This is a genomic window from Marinilactibacillus sp. 15R, assembly GCF_001895285.1.
In the GTDB taxonomy this organism is placed as follows: Bacteria; Bacillota; Bacilli; order Lactobacillales; family Carnobacteriaceae_A; genus Marinilactibacillus; species Marinilactibacillus piezotolerans.
The window spans coordinates 2,692,572-2,717,115 of the sequence record NZ_CP017761.1 but is presented as its reverse complement, the minus strand read 5'-3'; the positions used below and the strand labels follow the sequence as shown (position 1 = coordinate 2,717,115).

General features: G+C 35.9%; 20 protein-coding genes, 1 pseudogene and 1 riboswitch. Of the genes and pseudogenes, 18 read left to right on the top strand and 3 right to left on the bottom strand.

Going from position 1 to position 24,544, the window contains the following annotated elements; translation table 11 throughout:
• The first annotated feature begins 1 nt into the window (after nt 1).
• From pstA to BKP56_RS13305, 5 genes are all read left to right on the top strand, one after another.
• On the top strand, nt 2-817 hold the full coding sequence (pstA, locus tag BKP56_RS13325; protein ID WP_072695780.1) for a phosphate ABC transporter permease PstA: 816 nt from the start codon (nt 2-4) through the stop codon (nt 815-817).
• Nucleotides 818-1,582, top strand: a complete 765-nt coding sequence (pstB, locus tag BKP56_RS13320; RefSeq protein WP_072695778.1) for a phosphate ABC transporter ATP-binding protein PstB — start codon at nt 818-820, stop codon at nt 1,580-1,582. It abuts the gene before it with no gap.
• A 40-nt stretch (nt 1,583-1,622) separates the two neighbouring features.
• Complete coding sequence (gene phoU / locus BKP56_RS13315) at nt 1,623-2,300, top strand: phosphate signaling complex protein PhoU (RefSeq protein ID WP_072695776.1); 678 nt, start codon at nt 1,623-1,625, stop codon at nt 2,298-2,300.
• 117 nt (nt 2,301-2,417) lie between these two features.
• On the top strand, nt 2,418-3,095 hold the full coding sequence (locus BKP56_RS13310; protein ID WP_072695773.1) for an alpha/beta fold hydrolase: 678 nt from the start codon (nt 2,418-2,420) through the stop codon (nt 3,093-3,095).
• A gap of 147 nt (nt 3,096-3,242) precedes the next feature.
• Nucleotides 3,243-3,659 (top strand): GNAT family N-acetyltransferase, encoded by a 417-nt coding sequence (locus BKP56_RS13305; protein ID WP_072695771.1) that lies wholly within the window; start codon nt 3,243-3,245, stop codon nt 3,657-3,659.
• A 101-nt stretch (nt 3,660-3,760) separates the two neighbouring features.
• Here BKP56_RS13305 and BKP56_RS13300 read toward each other — a convergent pair whose 3' ends face one another.
• The 3 genes from BKP56_RS13300 to BKP56_RS13675 form a co-directional block, all read right to left on the bottom strand.
• Nucleotides 3,761-4,510 carry a gamma-glutamyl-gamma-aminobutyrate hydrolase family protein gene (locus BKP56_RS13300; RefSeq protein WP_072695769.1) on the bottom strand — a complete coding sequence of 250 codons (750 nt, stop codon included), beginning with the start codon at nt 4,508-4,510 and terminating at the stop codon, nt 3,761-3,763.
• A 132-nt stretch (nt 4,511-4,642) separates the two neighbouring features.
• Entirely contained in the window at nt 4,643-5,878 is a 1,236-nt protein-coding gene (locus tag BKP56_RS13295; protein ID WP_232226903.1) for a cation:proton antiporter, read from the bottom strand.
• A 44-nt stretch (nt 5,879-5,922) separates the two neighbouring features.
• Nucleotides 5,923-5,994: riboswitch (Fluoride riboswitch) on the bottom strand.
• Between the two features lie 426 nt (nt 5,995-6,420).
• Nucleotides 6,421-7,577 (bottom strand): IS3 family transposase gene (locus tag BKP56_RS13675; protein ID WP_232226902.1). Its coding sequence is split into 2 segments (ribosomal slippage): nt 6,421-7,292 and nt 7,292-7,577, totalling 1,158 coding nucleotides; the frame shifts between segments, so codons are not numbered across the junction.
• Between the two features lie 1,112 nt (nt 7,578-8,689).
• On the opposite strand from BKP56_RS13675, the gene sufC reads away from it, so the two are divergent.
• From sufC to BKP56_RS13215, 13 genes and pseudogenes are all read left to right on the top strand, one after another.
• Nucleotides 8,690-9,466: a Fe-S cluster assembly ATPase SufC gene (gene sufC / locus BKP56_RS13270; RefSeq protein ID WP_072695758.1), complete on the top strand. Its 777-nt coding sequence runs from the start codon at nt 8,690-8,692 to the stop codon at nt 9,464-9,466.
• 19 nt (nt 9,467-9,485) lie between these two features.
• Nucleotides 9,486-10,784 carry a Fe-S cluster assembly protein SufD gene (sufD, locus tag BKP56_RS13265; RefSeq protein WP_072695757.1) on the top strand — a complete coding sequence of 433 codons (1,299 nt, stop codon included), beginning with the start codon at nt 9,486-9,488 and terminating at the stop codon, nt 10,782-10,784.
• A complete protein-coding gene (locus BKP56_RS13260) occupies nt 10,781-12,028 on the top strand; it encodes a cysteine desulfurase (RefSeq protein ID WP_072695755.1) in 1,248 nt (415 codons plus the stop codon). Before sufD ends, BKP56_RS13260 begins: the two co-directional genes overlap by 4 nt.
• Complete coding sequence (gene sufU / locus BKP56_RS13255) at nt 12,015-12,491, top strand: Fe-S cluster assembly sulfur transfer protein SufU (protein ID WP_072695753.1); 477 nt, start codon at nt 12,015-12,017, stop codon at nt 12,489-12,491. Before BKP56_RS13260 ends, sufU begins: the two co-directional genes overlap by 14 nt.
• A 58-nt stretch (nt 12,492-12,549) precedes the next feature.
• Nucleotides 12,550-13,941, top strand: a complete 1,392-nt coding sequence (gene sufB / locus BKP56_RS13250; RefSeq protein WP_269466213.1) for a Fe-S cluster assembly protein SufB — start codon at nt 12,550-12,552, stop codon at nt 13,939-13,941.
• A gap of 518 nt (nt 13,942-14,459) precedes the next feature.
• A complete protein-coding gene (locus BKP56_RS13245) occupies nt 14,460-15,389 on the top strand; it encodes a hypothetical protein (protein ID WP_072695749.1) in 930 nt (309 codons plus the stop codon).
• Nucleotides 15,390-15,562: 173 nt separating this feature from the next.
• A complete protein-coding gene (locus BKP56_RS13240; protein WP_072695747.1) occupies nt 15,563-16,957 on the top strand; it encodes a hypothetical protein in 1,395 nt (464 codons plus the stop codon).
• Between the two features lie 611 nt (nt 16,958-17,568).
• Nucleotides 17,569-18,642 (top strand): SIR2 family protein, encoded by a 1,074-nt coding sequence (locus tag BKP56_RS14075; protein ID WP_232226901.1) that lies wholly within the window; start codon nt 17,569-17,571, stop codon nt 18,640-18,642.
• Nucleotides 18,643-18,773: 131 nt separating this feature from the next.
• Nucleotides 18,774-20,750, top strand: a complete 1,977-nt coding sequence (locus BKP56_RS14070) for a hypothetical protein (RefSeq protein WP_232226900.1) — start codon at nt 18,774-18,776, stop codon at nt 20,748-20,750.
• A 255-nt stretch (nt 20,751-21,005) separates the two neighbouring features.
• Nucleotides 21,006-21,290, top strand: a pseudogene (locus tag BKP56_RS13230) (SufD family Fe-S cluster assembly protein); the annotation flags it as partial.
• A 289-nt stretch (nt 21,291-21,579) separates the two neighbouring features.
• On the top strand, nt 21,580-22,818 hold the full coding sequence (gene istA, locus BKP56_RS13225) for an IS21 family transposase (RefSeq protein WP_072695742.1): 1,239 nt from the start codon (nt 21,580-21,582) through the stop codon (nt 22,816-22,818).
• Nucleotides 22,808-23,545 carry an IS21-like element helper ATPase IstB gene (gene istB / locus BKP56_RS13220; protein ID WP_072693368.1) on the top strand — a complete coding sequence of 246 codons (738 nt, stop codon included), beginning with the start codon at nt 22,808-22,810 and terminating at the stop codon, nt 23,543-23,545. Before istA ends, istB begins: the two co-directional genes overlap by 11 nt.
• Nucleotides 23,546-23,647: 102 nt before the next feature.
• The gene (locus tag BKP56_RS13215; RefSeq protein ID WP_072695740.1) at nt 23,648-24,262 is read left to right on the top strand and encodes a YdhK family protein; all 615 of its coding nucleotides are present in this window, start codon (nt 23,648-23,650) and stop codon (nt 24,260-24,262) included.
• Nucleotides 24,263-24,544: the final 282 nt, after the last annotated feature.

Below are 24,544 nucleotides of genomic sequence, written 5' to 3'. Positions count from 1 at the left end.
TATGAGCGCAAAAATCATAAGAGGGTTCGTTTATCTTTCAGCGGCTATAACGTTTGGAATGCTGGGATATGTCATTATCTTTATTCTAATAAACGGAGTAAGATTTCTTACGCCTGACTTATTTGCCTGGAATTCCACTTCCCAAAACGTATCTATGATGCCGGCAATCATTACCACTTTATATGTAGTTGGAGGAACCTTGCTGGTTACAACTCCAATCGGTGTCTTTACAGGTTTTTATCTAGTTGAATATGCGAATCGTAAAAATCCTATTGTAAAAGCTGTTAGTATGGCGACAGACACATTAGCTGCTGTTCCTTCTATCGTATATGGTTTATTTGGTTTTTTATTCTTTGTAACTTTCTTGAGTTTCCGACTTTCTCTGATTGCAGGGATTTTGACATCAGTGATCATGTCGCTTCCTTTAATCATTCGAGCAACTGAAGAAGCCCTGATTTCTACTGGGCGCCCGATTAGAGAAGCTAGTTACGCTCTGGGTGCCGGCAAATTGAGAACGATCTTTACAGTTGTGCTTCCAGTTGCCATGCCGGGAATTCTATCAGGAATTATTTTAGCTACTGGACGTGTAATCGGTGAAACAGCAGCACTCCTTTATACATTAGGCTCTGCTTCTAATATTCCAGGCGGCTTGTTCAGTTCAGGTAGAACACTCGCACTGCACATGTTCGTATTGTCTAACGAAGGGTTCCATGTTGATCAAGCCTATGCTACAGCAGTTGTCTTATTACTGTTTGTCTTAATCCTGAATGGCTTATCTACATTAGTTAGTGCCCGTTTATCTAAAGGAGGAAAATAGATGTCTACACCAACATATAAAATGGAAGTAAAAGACTTGAAATTATGGTATGGAGATTTTCAAGCCTTACATGGATTGGACTTAGCCATTCCCGAGAAAAAAATCACAGCATTTATCGGACCATCCGGTTGTGGTAAATCTACTTTTATTAAATCACTAAATAGAATGAATGACTTGATCGAGACTTGTCGGATCGAAGGAACCATTGAGTTAGATGGTAAAAATATTTATGATCCTAAAACAGATGTCAACCAACTCCGTAAAAAGGTAGGAATGGTGTTCCAACAACCAAACCCCTTTCCAAAAAGTATTTATGATAATATAGCATATGGACCACGTACACATGGAATCAAAAACAAAAAAGAACTAGATGAAATTGTTGAGCGCAGCTTAAAACAAGCCGCAATATGGGATGAAGTGAAAGACTATTTAGATCGAAATGCCCTTTCTATCTCAGGAGGACAACAACAAAGAATCTGTATCGCTAGAGCCTTGGCAGTTGGACCAGAAGTCTTGTTAATGGACGAGCCCACTAGTGCCTTGGATCCAATTTCTACAGCTAAAATCGAAGAATTGGTTTCAGATTTGAAGTCAGAGTATACGATCGTTATGGTCACACATAATATGCAGCAAGCTTCCCGTGTCTCTGATGAAACAGCCTTTTTCTTGAATGGTCATATCATTGAACATGGTGATACCCGTAAAATCTTTACAAACCCAGATCAAGAAGAAACAGAAAATTATATTTCTGGTAGATTCGGATAATAGCAGGTAACAGCTTTTTATTAATAGGAGGGAATGGATTATGAGAAGAGCATATGATGAAGAATTAGAACAATTGCACCGTAAGTTTTATCAAATGGGATGCAAGGTAAATGAAGCAATTTATAAATCTATCAAAGCTTTTGTCAATCACGATAAAGAACTGGCTAAAGGCGTTATTGAAGAAGATAAAGAAATCAACCAGTTCGAACATGACTTGGAACAAGCTTGTATTGAATTAATTGCTTTGCAGCAGCCAGTAACGACGGACCTTAGAAAAATTATTACTGTAATGAAAGCTTCCGCAGACTTAGAACGTATGGGTGACCATGCTGTCAGTATTTCAAAATCTACTATCCGTGTTAAAGGAAACAAAAGAAACAGCATGATTGAAGGTATGATTTCAGATGCCGGAGAAAAAATCAAAAAAATGGGGGAAGAAGTGATCACTGCCTACATTGAATATGATACAGAGAAAGCTGTTGAAATTGCGAATTATGATTATCTAGTAGATAGTTTGACGCATGACATCAAAGAAGCTTGTATTTCAGAAATGAAAAAAGATCCTGAATTAGTGCTTGGAGCTACGGACTATATTATGGCAAGTACGTACATTGAAAGAATTGGAGACTACATCACAAACATTTCTGAGTGGATTGTATACTTCCAAACAGGTGAAATTCAAGAATTAAATACGCATCATAGTTATGATGAGCTCTAAGAAGTTTATTGAATCAGGTTATTTTTCTCTTAAAATAACCTGATTCTTTTTTTATTTCGAAAAAGCATTAAAATGGTTTATACTTAAAGAAATGAACTGAAAAAGGAAATAGAAATAATGCTGGTAAATATTAGAAATGGAATGGATTTAAATGTAGAAATTAGTGGTCAGGGACCGCCTATGCTTTTGTTGCACGGAAATGGAGAAGATCATCATATTTTTGATACAATTGCTGAAAAGTTACAACAGCAATTTACACTTTATGCGGTTGATAGCCGAGAGCATGGAAAAAGTACAAAAACAGGGACAACGTTTAATTATGATGATATGGCTGAAGATATTCATTTATTGATTAATCAGTTAGGACTAAAGGAAGTCAATATCGTTGGATTCAGTGATGGCGGGATTATCGCCCTCCTCTTAGGAATCAGACAAGAAGTGTATTTAAATAAAATAGCCAGCTTAAGCCCAAACCTGTCTCCAAAAGACTGGAAGAAAAAACCATTGCAGTATTTAGAACAGAAATATAAAGAAACTAAAGATCCAGCATTCTATCTGATGTTGAATGAACCAAATATTGATCCGAAAGCATTGAAAAAGATACGGATCCCCTCATTAATTACAGCAGGAGAAAATGATCTGTTCTATAGATCAGTGTACCGAACGATTGAAAAACAAATTCCAGATGCCACCTTGAAGATTATAAAAGAGCATGATCACAGTTCTTACATCATTGATACGGATCTCTTATATACTGATTTTATGCAGTTTTTTGAAGATGAAAAAAATAAGTAAGAAAAACGATTATGATAGTACAGGCTATAGGTCTATATAATCAAAGGCTCAATTTGAATTTTAGTTCAATAAATTTTATATGACAATATAATTTAAATCAGCTAGGATGCTTATAGTAAATAACTTAGTTTTGTGAGGAGTCAACCTATGTCAATTGAACAAGCACCTTATAAAGAAAATAGAGAAAAAACCTTAGCGGGTATTGAAGCATACACTAAAGAAAAAATGCCTGATCTGGATATGCGCTATGAAGAAGTTAGTTTTGTCTATAAAGAAGCGAATAAAGTATTGGGAAGAATCGTCGGTCATGTCCACTGGGATCATTTATCTGTTGAGCTCTTCTATATAGAAGCGAATACCAGAGGGAAAGGCGTAGGAACAAAATTATTAGAAGAAGTTGAAAAGATTGCTTTAGAAAAGCATTGTAAATATGCATTTCTAGAGACAATGAGTTTTAATGCCCCTGTGTTTTATCAAAAGAATGGATATAACATTCTGGCTCAAATTGAAAATTCTCCTGCTGAAGGAGAAACCAGATATTTCATGAAAAAAGATTTCTTATAGAGCCGCCGAGTACAATTATTAGCTTTTTAAAGTTGAAAAAAGAACAGTCAAGAGGGAAGATTAAATCTCCCTCTTGACTGTTCTTTTATAAATAATTATTTCTATAAATGTGATGCTTTTGTTTGTGACCAGTTCTTAACAGTTTCTACGTAAGCATCGAATAATCCTTGCGCCGATAGATTATGTCTGATCATCAATTCAGGATGCCATTGTACGCCAATGGTAATATGCTGATCGTCTTTGCTTTCAAAGGCTTCAATAAGCCCATCTTTCGACCAAGCTACTGGCTGTAAACTAGCTGCCAACTCTTTAATGGCTTGATGATGGTAGGAGTTGACGTTAGCTTGAGCTCCATATAATTGACCTAACCAAGAATCTTGCACGATATTGACAGAATGAGCAGCCGTTTCTGGCGTGGAGACTTGTACATGCTGGACAGCCAAGTCGGGATACATAGAGACATCTTGATAGAGTGTGCCACCAAGAGCCACGTTGAAAATCTGTAAGCCACGGCAGATAGCTAATACAGGTTTGTTTTCTGCCCAAGCTTCTTTAATGACGGCCATTTCAAAACGATCACGTTCGAGGTTGGTATCTTGCAATTTGATATGAGGTTCTTCACCGTAACTTAAAGGAGAGACATCTTGCCCACCAGCTAGAACAATGGCATCGACACTTTTGACATATTGTTTAGCATTCTCTTCATTTGAAATTGGGAAAACAATAGGCAAAGCACCAGCCCTATGGAGTCCTTCCACGAATCCTTGAGGCGTGTAAGTAATTGGAAAGCTCTCATACCGTGGACTGAAATTCGTCAATATATTTCCAGGAATTCCGATAACTGGTTTCATTTTGTCTCATCCTCTCAAAAACCATTCATAAGTGTATTTAGTATACCTTACTTATAAATTGTATGACAAATAGATTTTCCATAATAAATCGTTTTCTTGAGTAATGACAAATATTAAAAACAAATGATGGGTTTAGTTCAATTCCTTCCGTTCGAGAAACCTTTTAAAAGTATGTTCAATAATAAAAGCACCGATGGGAGCAGTAATCAAAATTGAAAGTACAGCTACCGTCACGATTAAATGCCCACTGGCTAGCCCCATGGCAAGAGGTACACCACCAATGGCAGCTTGTACAGTTGCTTTGGGGGTATAAGCAATCATCGTGAACAGTTTCTCTTTGTTGTTCAAAGTAGAAGGTGTCAAGCTGAGATAGACGCCAAGCATTCTGAAGACTAAAGCACCAAGAACCAAGATTATCGCAGCAACTCCAGCAGAAAGGGCGTAGCTTAAATCGACAGTTGTTCCGACTAATACAAACAAAAGGATTTCTGCGCCAATCCAAAGTTTTGAATACGTTCCAGATAGTCGCTTGGAGAGATCAGGGTACAATTGATTCAAGACAATCCCCATACTCATAATGCTAAGCAGTCCGGATAAAGGAATAGTACCTGCTAACCAGTCCTCTAAAGCCAACAAGAAAAACGAAGTGCTGAGCAGTACAAGAACTTTTACGGAATTATTCATTCGAATGAGCGTAAAGAACTTCCCAATGACAAAACCAGTCAAAACACCTACCAGAATACCGAGTACGATGGATACAGGAATCGTTAAAAAGTGTCCTGCAGATACAACGCCCCCAGAAGCCAGGGTCAAGAAGGAAGTGAACAGTACGATAACAAAAATATCATCTAAAGAAGCGCCAGCTAAAATAAGCTGGGGAATACCTCTTTTCTGTCCATAACCAGAATCTTTTATTCTTAACATTAAAGGCACAATAACAGCCGGTGATACAGCTGCAACAACTGATCCCATCAGCGCTGCCTCTATATAAGTCAGATTAAACAATAAAGGTGCTAGTAACGTAATGGCACCAATCTCAAATGATGCTGGAACAAAGCTCATGAGTATGGCAGGCCAGCCAATCTTTTTAAGTTCAGCCAAATTCAAAGAAAGTCCCGCACGGGTTAAAATAATAACTAAAGCAATTTCTCGTAAATCAGCTGAAATCGAAAGCAAAGAATCGTCCAGTATATCTAATGCATACGGGCCCATGATGACACCCGCAATAATCATTCCGATCAATGCTGGCAAAGCGATCTTCTTAAATATCCCTCCTAAAGCTAAACCAGCTATAAAAATTAAAGCAAAACTCGTTAACATGTTCTTCAATCCTCTCAGATAATATGATGAGATGAAAGTTCGATCCAATCTATCAAAGCATAGAAAAAAGCCGAGACTCCTGGATGAAGCATTTCATCACAGAAGTCATCAGCTTTTCAGCAGTTTAGGCTACGCCTTGGGAGACATTCATTCCCATATGAGACACTAGTATAGCATATAACGGGCGTCTTTTCTACATAGGATCATTTAATTCAAAAGAAAAAACTTAGTTCAAGTTTAATAAAAACTTGCTAGCTTTATTTTAAGGGAAGTAGTATTCTTTTCCTTAGAAGCGAGATATAAAAAGGTATCAGGAAGAGGATTTAATATCGGACTTCCATCAAAATGAAGAACAGGGAGAATAACTTGAAAAAATATATTAAATACTCAGGGGTAGCATTTATCGGGATAGCAGTGTTCACGGTATTGAACTTACCTAACATGATCTATCCAATAATTGATGATGGAGTAATGGATACAACACAATACAACCTTGAAGTGACGATAAATGTCATATGGTATGTCAACACTTTTTTGAACAAAAATTATAAGGTGTAAATGACCATTCAGTTTAAGTTCCTTTCCCTCACTCAACTGATCGGTGAAGGACATGTAAGCTTTCTTTCAGACTGTTCCTGTTCCCAACTTCTTCGATAATCGATAGGCGTTTCGTAGTCCAATGATCCATGTGGCCGGAAATGATTCCACCAATGAACATAGTCCATCAGTTGGACTTGCAGTTCATAGAGTGTATGGAATGTGTTCTCGTAGACAAATTCAAACTTAAACGATTTATACGTGGACTCCGCTACGGCATTGTCGTAAGGATTCCCTTTTCTACTTAACGAACGCACAATATCAAAGGTGTCCAGTAACTCATCAATGGTATGGTTGTCGAATTCCTTTCCCCGGTCAGTATGGGACACGTTGACCGTATGTAGATCTCCTTTAACTGTAGCGAGAGCCTGTAGGACCAAGTCAGCTGTTTTGTTCGGTCCTGCGGAATATCCAATAATCTCGCGGTTAAACAGGTCTAAAATAAAACAGACATAGAACCACTTGTTGGCAACTTTTACATAAGTCAAGTCCGTGACGATCGCTTTCATCGGCTGCTCTTGATCGAACTCTCGGTTCAATGTATTTTCAATCTTCGCTTGATTGACGCCACTCTTTTGCGGTTTGTATGACGGTTTATCATATTTGGATACTAGATGAAACTTTTTCATAATCCGTCCAATTCTACGACGGGATACGGTAAATGCCCGCTTCTTCAATCGGTTCTTCAGTTTACGTGTGCCATAAGTGTTTTTACTTTTGCTAAATTCTTCGATGATCGCTTGTTCAAGTTCCGCATCACTTTCTTTCTTTATTACTTCATAATAATAAGATCCTCTACTGATCTCAAGGGCACGGCACATCGCTGATATAGAATATTTATGTTTATTGCGTTTGATTACTTCGACTTTCGCCCGAATATCAGCGCCGCTTGCTTTAAAATATCATTTTCCATTTGAAGCTGGGTATTGGCTTTTCTTAATTCTTTCAATTCTTTCTGTTCCGGTGTTAAATTATCTTTTTCTTTGAATGACCCGGTTTGATTATGTTGACGTACCCATTTGTCAAAAGTAGATCCTGTAAGGTCATATTCTTCTATGATTTCTTTTCTTGATTTTCCTGCTTTGTGTAAATCAACAATTTGCTTCTTGAATGCTTCTGTATAAGTTCGACGTGGACGACGAGTAGACATGATCCATTCCTCCTGTGTATGTTGTGTTTAGTATACACACCTTATCTTTTCTGTCCAACTCAGTGTAACCTATCCAGTTTTTTTGGACTTGAAACCTGCATTTTTTGAATTTAAGCTCTAGATTTCTATATACGAATCATCTACATTGGATAGGAATTACTTAAAATAATAGAAAATAGATAAAAGTGAATATTACGGATGAATAGATCTGAAACCCCATGTAGCTAAGTATGTCCCACATAATCATAGATTGTATTTTCTTGCGTAGTTGCAAAAACACTTTATAAATAGCACTTTAATTTTTATTGTATTTTATGATACTATTTTAACTAATAAGTCATATGGATTGATGTATTGTTGTATATATTTTTTAAAAGGAGGTGTGAGATTAATGAAAGAGAATAAAGATACAAAGTTATTTATAATAACAATAATCTTACTGGTATTGTCGTACATTATTCCACTAGTAGGTGTCTTGTTTTCTATATTTATACTAGTACATTCTCAAATGAGAAAATATAATAAATGGGTTACTATACTTTCTATAATTGCTATAGTTTATCAAATTCCATTTATTTTGGGATGGATAACTTGGATAACAAATTAATTTAAAAAGGAAATTATCATCAAATACATAGATAATCATTTTCAGTTAGAATCTTGCCTCCATTTTAATGCTTTTTGATCTCTCCGTGTAAGACCCTACCGAAAATGAGACAATATGATTCCTTTTTCTTCATAATAAATTCTATACGAGTGGATTATAATAAACACGTCTTCAAGATTTCCTGATGCATAAGGGGGGTAAAGAGGCGTTTTTATTATGGAGTGAGATATGAATAGGACTTCAAATGAATAGTCGAAGGTGCAGTACATGAAGTGTATTGAAAAACATCTTAGCGAATATTTTTGTCCTATTTACTAGATAATAATTTTTATAATCTGAAAAAGCCTATACCGAAAACCTTTCTACATAGCTCCTCATTTTAAGAGACGTATTCGCCTTGATATGCATTCTCAATTACATTAAAATAAAGGAGTATATGTAACGGGTAAATACGTTTGCATAGTTCTATTCCTAATAAAAAACACATAGAAAAGGAAGGTACATAATGGCAGTATTAGAGATCAAGAACCTACATGTATCCATTGAAGGTAAAGAGATTTTAAAAGGTGTCAACTTAACAATGAAAACGGGAGAAATCCACGCGATCATGGGACCGAACGGAACAGGGAAATCAACACTTTCTGCAGCGATCATGGGGCATCCGACATATGAAGTGACGGAAGGGGAAGTTCTTTTAGATGGCGAAAACATCCTCGAAATGGAAGTGGATGAACGAGCTCGCGCCGGTCTGTTCTTAGCCGTTCAGTATCCAAGTGAAATCGCAGGGATTACCAATGCAGAATTTATGCGTGCCGCAATCAACTCAAGACGAGATGATGACAATAAAATGGGCGTAATGGAGTTCATCAAAAAGCTGGATGAAAAAATGGACTTACTAGATATGCCGGAAGAAATGGCAGAACGCTACTTGAATGAAGGTTTCTCAGGTGGAGAGAAAAAACGGAACGAGATTCTGCAATTATTGATGATCGAACCGACTTTTGCCATCTTGGATGAGATCGACTCAGGCCTAGATATCGATGCCCTTCAAGTCGTTTCTAAAGGGGTCAATGAAATGCGTGGAGATAACTTTGGCTCATTGATTATTACGCATTATCAAAGATTATTAAACTATATCACTCCAGATGTTGTCCACATTATGATGGATGGACATGTCGTGAAAACCGGCGGCGCAGAATTAGCACAACAATTAGAAGCAGAAGGTTATAAAGGTTTAATGGAAGAATTAGGAATTGAATATAACGTGGAAGAACACGAATAAAAAAGAGGAGGCAAACCATATGGTAACAAAAGAAAAGCAGTATGTAGAATATGCAGATGCCCTTACAGCCTTCTCAAAAGGACTAGGTGAACCAGAATGGATGACTCAGTTACGGTTAGATTCCTTAGATAAAATAGACGAATTAGACCTTCCTGTAATCGAACGTCTGCGGTATAATCGCTGGCCGATCTGGCAAGTCCCTGACCTGACAGGTGCGCCTGCTCAAAAAGCAATCGACATCACTGAATTTATAGAAGATAAATCAGATGCCGCAAGAGTCGTTCAAGCGGGAAATGAATCTGTAATTGAAACATTACCAGAATCGTTAAAAGAAAAAGGCGTCATTTTTACCGATATCAAGACTGCTTTAAAAGAACATCCTGATCTTGTCAAAGAAGCCTATATGCATCAGGCAGTGAAAGCAGATAAGAATAAAGTCACTGCTTTTCATGCGGCATTTATGAACTCGGGGTTATTCTTATATGTGCCAAAAAATGTAGTCGTTGAAGAACCATTAGAAGCCATCTTCATTCAAAATAGTTTAGTAGAAGACAGCTTTATCAAGCATGTTCTGATCTATGCGGATGTGAATTCAAATTTCAATTATGTAGAAAAATTCCTAACCGCCGGACAAGAGAAAAACGCAGCGAACATATTAGTCGAAGTCGTGGCCAAACAAGGGGCACAAGTCAAATTCTCCGCTGTGGACCAATTAGGCGAAAATACTACAACCTACTTTAACCGTGCCGGACATACTTTCCGGGATGCCTCAATCGACTGGGCACTCGGTGTAATGAATAATGGAAGTACCATTGCTGATTTTGATACGAATCTAGTTGGAGACGGTTCTCAGTCAGACTTGAAAGCTGTAGCAATCAGCAGCGGCAAACAAATACAAGTAGTCGATTCAAATATTGTCAGCTACGGAAGCCACACTACCGGGAATATCTTCCAGCATGGCGTAATCTTAGATCGTGCTACCTTAACCTTTAATGGGATCGGACATATCATCAAAGGCGCTAAAGGATCTGATGCGCAGCAAGAATCCCGTGTCCTCATGCTTTCAGATAAAGCACGCGGAGATGCAAATCCGATCTTATTAATCGATGAAAACGAAGTAACAGCGGGACACGCTGCTTCAGTTGGGCGAGTGGACCCAGAAGAAATGTACTATCTGATGAGTCGTGGAATCGCCAAAAGCGAAGCCGTAAGACTAGTCATAAGAGGATTCCTGGGATCAGTGATCTCAGCAATTCCACTGAAAGCCATCCGAGATGAATTGGTCGAAACAATCGAAAGGAAGCTGACCAGCAGATGACCGTTCCATTCGAACAGTTTGAACAGTTAAAAAATGATTTTGCCATCTTAAATCAAATCGTCAATGATGAACCATTAGTCTATCTGGACAATGCCGCAACGACGCAGAAACCAGAAGCTGTACTGCAGGCACTGGAGACCTACTATCATACCTCCAATGCCAATGTTCACCGGGGTGTGCATACACTAGCTGAACGCGCAACAAGTCAGTATGAAAGATCACGAGAAGTCGTTCGGGCATTCATCCATGCCAGTGAAACCGCTGAAGTCTTGTTCACTCGAGGCACAACGACTTCCTTGAACTGGGTAGCCAGAAGCTTTGGGGAAATGATCGTTGAACCAGAAGACGAGATTCTGATCTCTTATATGGAACATCACTCCAATATTATCCCTTGGCAACAGTTAGCCAAGAAAAAAAAGGCTAAACTTGTATATATTGAGTTAACGGAAGACGGACAGTTGGATCTGGAAGATGTTAAAAATAAAATCACTGATAAAACAAAGATTGTTTCCTTAACACACGTGTCAAATGTCCTCGGTGTCGTGAATCCGATCAAGCAAATTTCCGATTGGATTCATGAACAAAACGGCTATTTGGTCGTCGATGGTGCTCAAGCCGTTCCGCATATGCCAGTGGACGTACAAGCGCTGGATGCAGACTTTTATGCTTTCAGTGGGCATAAGATGCTGGGACCTACTGGCATTGGTGTATTATATGGGAAACGTGCATTACTCGAACAAATGGAGCCGATCGAATTCGGTGGTGAGATGATCGATTTCGTTGAAGAACAAGATAGTACATGGAAAGAACTACCCTGGAAATTTGAAGCGGGCACGCCTAATATCGCCGGCGCGATCGGATTAGCGGCAGCGATCCGTTACCTGAATAACATCGGTATGGACAACATCATGCAGCATGAACGGGAAATCGTAGAATACATTATACCGAAATTAGAAGCCATTGATGGGTTGACGCTTTTTGGACCCAAAGATGTTGCACACAGAACAGGTGTTATTTCATTCAATATTGATGGTATTCATCCCCATGATGTCGCAACGGCGATGGATATGGAAGGAGTCGCTGTCAGAACAGGACACCACTGTGCACAACCTTTGATGACGTATCTGAACCAGCCGGCAACAACCAGAGCGAGTTTTTACTTGTACAACACGAAAGCCGATGCAGACAAATTCGTAGAAGCGATTATTGCCACGAAGGAGTTTTTCTTAAATGGCCTTAACTAAACTAGATCAATTATATCGAGCAGTCATATTAGATCATTCTCAGTCACCGAGAAGAAGGGGCGTACTGGATGAAACGACCACCCAAATCGAACTGAGAAATCCGACTTGTGGAGATGTCATTCAAGTCCAGCTCAATGTCCAGGACGGTATCGTAAAAGATGTCCGTTTTGACGGCAGCGGCTGTACCATCTCCATGGCCAGTGCCAGTATGATGACCGAGGCAATTATTGGAAAGCCTGTTGAAGAAGCACTGAAGTTGTCAGAAGAGTTTTCGCAAGTCGTCCAAGGCAATGATGTCGAGCATGAACAAGAACTAGGAGACGCAATGATGCTGTCAGGCGTATCCAAATTCCCAGCCCGAATCAAATGTGCCACACTATCCTGGAAAGCCCTGGAAAAAGCCTTGGCAAACCAAGGTACTGGTGTGGACGGTCAGCTAAAGCACGAAGATATGACTGAATAAAACTGATGAACGAATACTTACAGAGAACAACCAATCACGAGAGGGGAACGCACACATGGTGAATGTACCAGAAAAAAGCGAATACCAATACGGGTTCCACGATGATATCGAGTCGATTTACGATACCGGTAAAGGACTGACCGAAGACATCATCAGAGACATTTCCAAACGGAAAGAAGAACCGCAATGGATGCTCGATTACCGTCTGAAATCCTATGACCACTTTTTGAAACGCCCAATGCCAGAATGGGGCGCAGATCTGTCAGAGGTGGATTTTGATAACATTACGTATTACCGCAAATCCAGTGAACGACCAGAACGCAGCTGGGATGATGTACCAGACAAAATCAAAGAAACTTTTGACCGTCTAGGCGTTCCTGAAGCTGAACGACAATTCCTAGCCGGATCCGGCGCACAGTATGAATCAGAAGTGGTTTACCACAACATGAAAGAAGAATATGAAAAACTGGGCATTGTTTTTACCGATACGGATTCAGCCTTAAAAGAATATCCGGAAATCTTCAAAGAACACTTTGGAACCGTTGTACCACCAACTGACAATAAACTGGCAGCACTGAACTCTGCTGTCTGGTCAGGTGGAACCTTCATCTATGTACCAAAAGGCGTGCGCTGTGACGTACCGCTGCAAATGTATTTCCGTATCAATGATGAAGCAATGGGGCAATTTGAACGGACGCTGATCGTCGTAGACGAAGGGGCAAGTGTGCATTATGTAGAAGGCTGTACTGCACCAACCTTTTCAGAAAGTTCCCTACATGCCGCAGTTGTTGAAATCATCGTTAAAAAAGATGCGTACTGCCGTTACACAACCATCCAGAACTGGTCAGATAACGTGTATAACCTGGTAACCAAACGGGCCACAGCCGCAGAAGGCGCAACGGTTGAATGGATCGATGGAAACCTGGGTGCCAAAACAACCATGAAATATCCAAGTATCCACCTAAACGGACGCGGCGCTCGTGGAACGACTATGTCTATCGCCATGGCAGGAGAAGGACAAGTCCAGGATACAGGCGCGAAAATGATTCATAATGCACCGAATACATCCAGCTCGATCGTATCAAAATCCATCGCCAAAGACGGCGGAGAAGTGAACTACCGTGGACAAGTGACCTTCGGAAAAAATTCCGGCGGATCAATCTCGCACATCGAGTGTGACACGATCATCATGGATGACAAGTCGAAATCTGACACCATTCCGTTCAACGAGATCCACAACGCAAACGTCGCCCTGGAACACGAAGCAAAAGTCTCTAAAATATCAGAAGAACAACTCTACTACCTCATGAGCCGCGGACTAGATGAAGAAACCGCCACAGAAATGATCGTCATGGGATTCGTAGAACCCTTCACCAAAGAACTTCCAATGGAATACGCAGTCGAATTGAATCGATTGATCAGTTATGAGATGGAAGGGTCAGTGGGGTAAGTCAAATGTTATAAGCTAGAAATACCTGTTTGGAGGTATTTCTAGCTTTTTTTGATTTTGCATGAGGAAAGTAACACCAAAAGTAGCACCAATGGGGAATAAATCCAATTTCGAAGAAAACTATTGATTAACGAATATTCTTGGATAAAATAGTATTATTAAGAGCTTTATCAAACAGATTTAATTAGAAAAGAAATTGGATGAACAGAATCGATTAGAGAGTTATAACTCAACAAAATCGGTATGACAAGAAAGCAATTGGTCGAAATTGTGGGAGGGAGGTAACATCTTAAGTTGAACCACCTAAAAATAATTAAGATCATTCAGCAGATAACATACGAACTTGACTATGAGTAGTCAAGTAAGGGTACAATATTTGTTTTACCCCCTTATGTTACACATATAAATATTGGTATAATGAGATAAAGAAAATGTGATACTAGGGTATAGGCATATGTTACATGTTACATTGTGATTTAGAAAATAACTTATATTCTAGTAGTAGGAGATAATAATTCATGAAAAAGGATACAATATTTTTTTTGACAGATTTTGATGAGACCGAACTAAAAAGTAAGATTGAGGAATTATTATCTGTAATCAGCGAATCTGATAAAAAAATATTTTCGAAATATGTCGAGTTAACTCGTCATATTATAGAACTAGATAAACTATTTTATGTATTCAGATATAATTTAAAAAATTTGCTTGATCACTTCACACTTTACACCAATGATTTGATTGAAAGATTAGACAACGACTTAACGGAAGACCAGTATTATTATCAAATAAATGCTTTAACAATAAATTTGATTAGTTCGGCTAAAACTTTAACTGAATCAATAGAAGTTTGTATGAAAAATTTCTTACCCAAAGAAACCTTTGATTCATTTAAACTTAGAATTCTGAGTAAGCCATACGATGAATGTTTCTCATATAGATTTTTATTGCATTTGAGGAATTACTCTCAACATGGTCATTTGCCAGTAAATATTCATGATCAAAGAGCTTATTTTGATTTGGATGACATATTATCAATGCCTCATTTTGACCTCAAAAAATCATTGAAAGAAGAGATAAGGGAATTAAAGGTAGATATATATAATGAATTTGGACATTTACCATATATTTCTTATGTTCATACAATTGCTAAATTCAATTTGGTAATAACTGAAATATATTCAAATTATTTAAATGAAATTAAACCAGTTTTAATGGGGTTAAACGAAGAAAAAAGTGAGCTGCTACATGATACTAAATTTCAGTTAATTAATCTTGATAGAAGTATAAGTAATACGGTTTTTTACGACTTTGATGGTGAGAATTATCATTGCTTTAATCGCAATGACAATAGTATTGCTACGTATGCAGGGATGAAAAAAGAAGCAAAGAAGATTTTAAAAAAAGAAACTCAATATTATAAAGAAATAGAAATCAAAAATCGTTAACAGTATCAGTTTATCAAGGTTAATTTACACCAATAAATCATAAAATTATTTTACAAATTTGGGAATTTTGAAATCAAAGAAGGTGATGGCATATTAGTGAGCAAGTTGTTGAATATTTATATTATCCTAAAAAAGATAGCATAGAAAATATTGATAAAATATTTCTAGAAATTTTGGCTCCTTATATTAAGGGATCAGTTTTAGAGTATTATGATCGAAAGAAAGTTTTTGAAATTAACTTCGATGTAAAACCCTATAATGATTCGTTACATGTAATATTTATATATAATAAGCCAAATAGAATAGGAATAAAAGAGGTAGCAACCTTTCAGAAATTTTTAGGTGAAATAAACATTTGTGCAAGTAAATCAAAGTTAAATTACACAACTCTTTTAGATACAAATGCGTTGTTTTTTTCAAAAAGATTATTATCACACTTGCATAGTTACGAATGGGCTTTAAGGAAACTAATTTATTTATTATCTCCGACATATTTTTCTGATAACTGGGTAGAAGAATCTATTCCATCGGAAGTTATTTCGACAATAAAAAGAAAACAAAAAGGGAAGTATGACTTAAAAAATTTTTTGCAATGGATGGATCTATTTGATTTTGAAGAATATCTTTTTGGTGAAAATTATATTTTGGTTACAGGAGAAAATGAAGAAAGTGTTGTAAGGTATAAAGAAATGTCTCAGGAGAAGCTTTTGAGTTTATTTCAGGATAACAGTCTTACTATATCTGATCCATATTCCTTATGGAGTGAAGTCTTTAGCAAATATATGGACGTTAAGTTAGAAGAAATTCAATTGGATATGAGGCTAATTAGAGAAGGTAGAAACATTGTAAGTCACAACAAAGAAATCAAAGTTTCTTTATATCAAGAGTTAGTAAAAAAACTGAAAAAATATACAAATCAACTAGAGGAAGCTTTTCAAAAAATATTGGTTGGAGAAATTACTAACCAAGCTCTTAATGATATGACGGATGACTTTGAAGGGTATATAGGCAATCAGTTCAGTAATATTAATGTAGCAAGTGCCATTAGAGCTTCAGAATCAACAAAATCAGCTTTAGAAGGATTAAGAGAGGCTTTTTCAGCACAACAAGGCTTGGTACAACAAATGGCTATGCCAAAATCAGCTTTAGAAGGATTAAGAGAGGCTTTTTCAGCACAACAAGGCTTAGTCCAACAAATGGCTATGCCAAAATCAGCTTTAGAAGGATTAAGAGAGGCTTTTTCAGCACAACAAGGCTTGGTACAACAAATGGCTATGCCAAAATCAGCTTTAGAAGGATTAAGAGAGGCTTTTTCAGCACAACAAGGCTTAGTCCAACAAATGGCTATGCCAAAATCAGCTTTAGAAGGATTAAGAGAGGCTTTTTCAGCACAACAAGGCTTGGTACAGCAAATGGCTATGCCAAAATCAGCTTTAGAAGGATTAAAAGAAGTCTCATTGGCACAAAGAAGTATGACTCAAGAAATATTAAATTCTGAGTTGGCAATTGAACATCAGGTCAAAGAAAATGAGACGATAGACAGTGGAGAAGACGAATCAAATAAATAAGGGGTAATTATATTTTGAAGATTAATCCCATAAAAAACACACCACTCAACTTGAATCCGTTTTTGAATACGCTAAGTAAATCAACCAATAAAAACTACAATCAATAAATTAATGAACTTGACTTTCAAACTATTGAAATATCAACTATCCTTAACTATCGGCCAGGAACATAATTTCATGGCCAAATTTGAACAATTTGATTCCTCAAATAATTTCTCTACCTGTTATTATTGGATACGTTCGATTTGATAGTACTTATTACCAAAGGCTATCGCTTAATAATAATTGTATGAACACAATCCTTCTATAATACCTATTCTTTGGTTACGAGTCTTAAAAGAGTCATTGGAAGGGTCAGTAGGAAAAGCCAAATATTATAAGCTAGAAATGCCAGTGTGAAGGTGTTTCTGGCTTTTTCTGTTTGAGTATTAGGAAAGCAGCTTGTAAAGTATCACTAATAAAGAACTTTTTGAAAAAGTATTGCACAAATAGTTTCTTTGATATAATAAGAACGTGTACACCGTTAATAAAAGTATTGGAGATTCTGGTGGAAACATATTAATATAATTTGTAAAAAACTTTTTATTTATACGATAAATTAGGAGAAGATTATGAAGAATTATTATACGGAAAATGAATTTAATGAGTTGGTAGATTCATTAGTAAATGCAGTTGAAAATTTTAACTTAGTTGTTTTTATAGGAGCGGGTATTTCACTTTCTCAGGGTTATCCAAATTGGAATGGCTATATTGAGAAACTAATTCATTTTTGGCAGTTCAATATCCGTAATTTCCCAGAAGCTCAGGGTAAAATAGATAATAGGTTGTTATCTAGCTTTGATGGAATACTGCAATCCAATAATACCAATAAAAGAAAAATTGATTTACTGCACACTTTACTACACGATATTTTGGGTGAAAAATTTTTTGATGTAAAATTAGATTTTGAAAAGTATTTTTTTAACAATGTTGCGCCAGACTATATTGAAAATAGTATTTTAACAGATTTGATAAAATTGAACCCGGTCTTTATTACCTCGAATTATGATTTTGAAATTGAAAGACACTTAAAAAGATCTAAACAGAAGGGAACATTCAACCCCATCAATAATATTCATGAATTAACAAATTTGAATAATGTTCTACGCTCAAATGATATCTTGCATTTGCATGGCACAACCGATGGCGATTGGGACTTTTTTGTCAATTCATCCAATGACTATTCTCGTCAATATTTGAAACAATCAGAAGAATTTAACAAATTACGACTATGGTTTGAAGAGAAAAATCCTGTAGTTTTATTTCTTGGAAGTAGTATGGAAGAAGATGAAATTTTGTCGTTACTTCCTGCTACTACAAAAAATTTTGCACTGATGAAAGCAAATTTAAACGAAACTCAAATGTTTAGAAGTATATATAATAAAACATATCAAAAGAATAATAATACAACTATATTTTGGTACGGAGATAGTCATGATGATTTGCCTAAAAGATTAAATGAAATTGTAACTGCAGTTCAAAGCAAACTGGAAGTGCCTGAGAGCATTGATGACTGGAATACTTTGCATACAATAGCGACTGATAATGAATCATACAAGAAAACTCTTGAGAAATATCTTGAGGATGACCGTTTTCTATTTGATATTTTTAAAACGGAGGATCTCGAATTAGAAAAAAAATATTAAGAACCGTATTTAATAGTGAAGTTTTATTTGGAAAAGTTATCAACATTAGTAGCTTTTGGACTATGCTCAATAATAATTTTGATATTCTAGATAGATCACAAATTAATTCGATAATACTAGGTTATCAAAATATGAAACTGAATATTCATTGGACTGAAATTTTTAATATTTTTGAAAAATTAAAAAATTTGGAAGAAATTAAACAGGAAGATTTAGATAATATAAGGATAAACTTTTCTCATCAGCAAGAACTTGTGAGGACATCTTTTTCAAGCGATGCTTGTCTGATGGGGTACTGGTTGATTGAGCAACTCCAATCGGGTAACTCGTATTACAGAAATATTTTCTATGGTGATAAGATAATTTCAATAAAAATTAAAACAGAAATGATTCCACTAATTATTGAATCAATAAATGATGAATTTAGCTATCGGTATTCGGTATTTAAAGATATTATATCTGATGATTTGATAAGAATAATATATGAATCATTTTATAATGAGAAGTTTTTTCTTAATGACAAACAAATTTTAGAAAATTTCCCTGAATCTTTTCTAGAAACTCGACTATTACAAAGAATATTGGTAAATATTGACAATGAAGTAGGTCTCAACAATAGTCTTTTGAATAAATTAATAAATAAAATCGATTTTTCTGATGCCATTTTTGGTAGTGAACTAACTGATTTTATAAATAACCGTAAAAATATTATTGAAGAATTAGGAATAGAAGTTTTAGAGGATTACTATGATGGAATTGGTGGAGGCGAATCCGGGATAGTACATCCAAAATCGTTTATTGATAAAAATCAGATTCTTAATGAAGACATAAAAACACTTGCGCAAATATTATTAACTAGTAAAGATGAATCATTTTCCAAAAGAGAAGATTTTTTTTCAGAAAAGACATATCAAGAGACGTCAAATTTCTTAATAAGTTCATTAAATCGGAAGGATAAAATTTCTGAAAAAGTACAGCAGTTAATAATTGATAATGGATTGCAACTATATCCGAAATATGAAAAACTTTTTGTAGAATTGATTATTAAGGACGATTATGCTTCTGAATTAAAAACTAAAGCTTTAAATGTATTCCTGCAGAATTATCATTTTGATCGTTTTAGTTGGGAAGAGAAACATCTTTTTAAAGAGCTGATTGATAAAGAGAAATTTGATCATCCAGCTTTTTGTAAATTATTGAAAGTAGATGTTAACAAACTTAATTACGAGTACGTTTATGCGAATAAAAAAAGACCTGAATTACTTGATATTAATGATTTCATCAACACAGAATTAGGTAGATTTTTAGACGTACTTATACAACTTAACAAAAAGGCACCTTCAAAATATAGTGAAATTAAAAGTATTGTATCCATTATAAAAGAAAATCAGTTTAAAGAATTTACACAAGGAGCATTAACAACTGTTGAAAGTTCTATAGACATAGACAAGATTACTATTAATACATTCCAAGGATATTGTTATTCAATATATGGATTTAAAAAAGAAGAATTTGAAAAATTTGTACCTGCTGGAAAAGAGCTGTTAAGAAAAGGATATGTTAATGATTTTAACAAAAATAACCTTTTTATATTATCGCTGTCCATGATAAATCCTAGTAATACGGAGGTTAATTGGACTGATATTAACTTTTCCCAAATGATAGATGTCATTCTTAAAACCAACATGAAATATCAATATGAATATCAATGGACAGAGGAAATTATCTTAAATGATAAGGATGGAGAATATGGAAGAAGAATTGTATATTCATTGACTAACGAGGATGCTTTAATAGATAAATCCGAAGAAATTCTTGAGATATTTCAAAAGTATAGTGTCAATTATATAGGTAAAATTAATATCGATTTATTGCCTGATAGAATAAGTGGACAGGAAGATATACAAAAAAAAGAATTATTTATTAGACTATTTTTCATATTATTAGATAATGCTAATATCGAAAGAAGTTATTTTGGAAGTAGGAGTTTGGGTAAGCTTATAAAGCTTCTTAATTTAGATTTTAAAAAGAAGCTTATTAACCATTCTAAACTTTCCACAGTTTTGTCCCCGTTGGAAATAGAAAATTTGAGGAGAGAAATTGATTAATACCAATAAAAAATTTTTAAGTGAAATTTTAACTGAGTTATATAAGTCAATACTTAAGAAAAGGTTTTTTGTTAATATAAGAAATCAGAACTATTTAGATACTACTTAATGGCTTAGGAATTAATAGTTTTTGAAATATTAACTATTAATGATAGTTGAAAAAGATTTGTTCAAAGTACTTTTTGAAAGAAAGATAGCTGTGAGTCAGTATACTATTCTTGAAAATCGTTATTTAATATTTGTAAAAAATAAATAATTGAGTACGATATGTTCATAATGTATTACAAGTCGCAATCAGATTCAATTCCTTATAACGAAATCCAAAACCCCAATGTCGCACTAAAACAGGAAATAAAAGGCTCCGAAATACCCGAAGAACAACTCTACTACCTCGTGAGCCGTGATCAGAACGAAAAAATAGCCACGGAAATGATCGTCATAGGATTCGTAGAACCCTTCACAAAAGAAGAAATTTCAATGGAATATGCGGTTGAATTGAACCGATTGATTAGTTATAAAATGGAAGGATCAGTGAGGTGAAAATGATAGTAATTCTCACAATAATCAACTACTATAGTTTCAAAAGAGATCGTCTATAAAAGAGTAGACGGTCTCTTTATACTTTTAGATTCTATATATATTTTACATAGAAAAGCGTCCTTACATTAGACTTGTAAGGACGCTTATTTATTATGATAAAATCAAATCTTCGAAATTCAATTGTAAAGAACAGTTATAAAATGTAGGAAAATGACAATGTAAAATTGTTGGTTTTCCTACATTTTTTATATACTCTTCTTATCCCCTATAGAATTGGAGTGGAATAGGAATGAGAAGAGATATCAGAGAAGGAGTGAAAAAACATATGATTGATGGCATAAAGCCCAATTATACTGCGTTAGCGGAACAATACGGATGTGACTATCGTACGGTTAAAGCAGCGTATGAAGAAGCGTTAGAAGGTAACAAACCTAAAACAAGGAGGACATATCCGAGTAAATTAGATTCATTCAAACAAATCATAGATACTAAGTTAGAAGATCAATGTACCGCTAAAAGTATCTTCAAATTCATACAAAAGAAAGGGTTCGATGGGAGTTACAGTCTTGTTAGAGACTATTGCCGTGGAGTGAAAAAAGAACGGATACAGAAAGCAACGGTACGCGTCGAATATACGCCTGGTCTTTCAGCACAAATCGATTGGAAAGAAGAAATGCGACTGATAAGCAGTCAGGGAGAAGTCTTCCGCTTTAATATTTTTCTTTATATATTGCCCTACTCAAAGAAGAAATTTATTACGCTTACCTTTGATCGTAAACAAGATACATTGTTTGAGTGCATGAATGATGCCTTTTATCACACCGGTGGTGTTCCAGAAGAAATATGGTTCGATAATATGAAAACTGTCGTCGACCGGTCACGAACTCAATTCTCTCAGGTTCATTTAAACGATCGCTTCTATTCTTTTAGTAAAGATGCAGGGTTCAGAACAATGGTCTGTCGTCCTTTTCGCCCCCAAACAAAAGGCAGCGTAGAAGCTCTCGCTAGAACAATGGACCGGTTACGGGTTTACAATCATAAATTTTATGATTCGACAGACCTCATTCGAATCGTTGACGAACTTTGTGATGAATTAAATTCGGAAGTGTCTCAAGCAACGGACGAGATTCCTGATATACTTTGGAAAATTAATGAAAAAGAGCACCTCCATAAGCTAAAAGATGACTTGTTAAATCCTTATTTTGAAGACTCTATTCGCCGTAAAGTCACAAAGGAAGCAATGGTCATTTTCCGCAAATGTAGGTACTCTGTAGACCCTCGTTATATCGGAAAAGAAGTTGACTTGGATCTTTCCGAAAACGAAGAGCACGTGCACATTTATTATAACGGAGAACAGATTTGTTCGCACCCACTTACCACAAAAAGATTGAACTATAACCAAGAAGATTTGGTTCAGATACTTAAATCAGATGTCATGAGCCACAAAGAAGAAGATGACATCCAAGAACATATTAAACGAAGTTTAAAGCAATATGATTTACTGGAGGTGCCTTCGAATGAGCAGTAACTATCAAAAGCTATTAAATAATCTAGAGGCCTTGAATTTAAAACATATGAGAGAATATGTGCCAAACTATGTTGAAATTGCCAATCGGGATGAGCTTTCTTTAACAGAAGCTCTTTTAGAATTAACTAATCAAGAATTAGACTTTCAAACGAATCAGACTGTGGAACGTGTCATCCAGCGCGCACACTTTCCCAAACGAACATCACTTGAAGAATTTGATTTCAACTTTCAACCAAGCGTTAACAAAAAAGAGATTCTAGACTTGAAACATATGGCTTTTATGGAGAAAAAAGAAAACTTAGTTTTCATTGGAAACCCTGGTGTAGGGAAAACACACCTTGTCATTGCATTAGGCATTGAAGCATGTCATCAAGGCTACCGTACGCTGTTTATCAGTTGTCATGAATTACTTTTACGTCTTCGTTCTGCCTTTGAAAAAGGGACCGTCGATCGTGTTCTGAAACGATATGCCAAATATGATCTTTTGATCATTGATGAAATAGGTTATTTACCAATTCAAAAAGTTGAAGCTAACCTCTTCTTTCAACTATTAACGATGCGTTACGAAAAGAAATCAACAATGATTACGACAAATATTATCTTATCTCGATGGGGGGAGCTATTTCAGAATTCTGAAATAGCCGCCGCCATTCTTGATCGCCTGGTTCACCATGTTAAAGTCTTCAAGATTACTGGAAAATCATATCGTATGAAAGGGAAAATATAAATGGACTTCTAAATTAGACTGTCAAAAACCTACATTTTTATTCTGTCATAAACCTACAATTTTATAATGTCCTTGACAGCTATCAAAGAGGAGGACACATAAATGACAAAACAATTACTTTTAAAAGGACTATTAACAGTTTCTTCAATAGCGCTTCTGAGTGCTTGCTCACCTGAAGAAAACGATACTTCTACCTCAGAATCTTCAACTATGGAATCTAGTATGATGGATAACACTGAAAGCACTGAATCAGGGAATGGAGGGATGGAAGATATGGAAGGTATGATGCATGATGATTCCGGGGAAATCCCAACTGGCTTAAAGGAAGCTGAAAATCCAACGTATGAAGTAGGAGAAGAAATTATTCTCCAGCAAGGTCACATGGAAGGTATGGAAGGCGCAGAAGCAACTGTTGTGGGTGCCTTCGATACAACAGCCTATGAAGTATCTTATGATCCAACTAACGGAGGAGAAAGAGTAGAAAATCATCGCTGGGTGGTTCATGAAGAAATTGCTGATGCAGGTGAAGAATCCTTCGAACCTGGAGCAGAAGTGACGCTAGAGGCTAAACATATGGAAGGCATGGAAGGAGCAACTGCGACAATCGAAGATGCTGCTACAACAACTGTTTACATGGTAGATTACAAACCAACTGATGGTGGAGAAGTCGTTCGTAACCATAAATGGCTCACCGAAGAGGAATTAGCTCCGAAATAACTAATTTGAGAAAATTATTTGTATAAAAGATACGATTTTTCAATTTTGTAGAAAATAATAAACGTAGAAATAGAATCATTGTGTAGAGATGCTTTAAGCATTTTTATACAATGGTTCTTTTTCTAATATATAAGTATTTAGGTTAGTCAGGCTATGTTAGGTAGCCAACGCTTCTTTTGAGTTTACTCTTGATTCAGCCGTTTTAAGGAGACAAAAACTTTGATTTTTTTATAGAAATAAGTTGTTGACAAATTGCGTTTACACATGTAAAGTGATCTTATA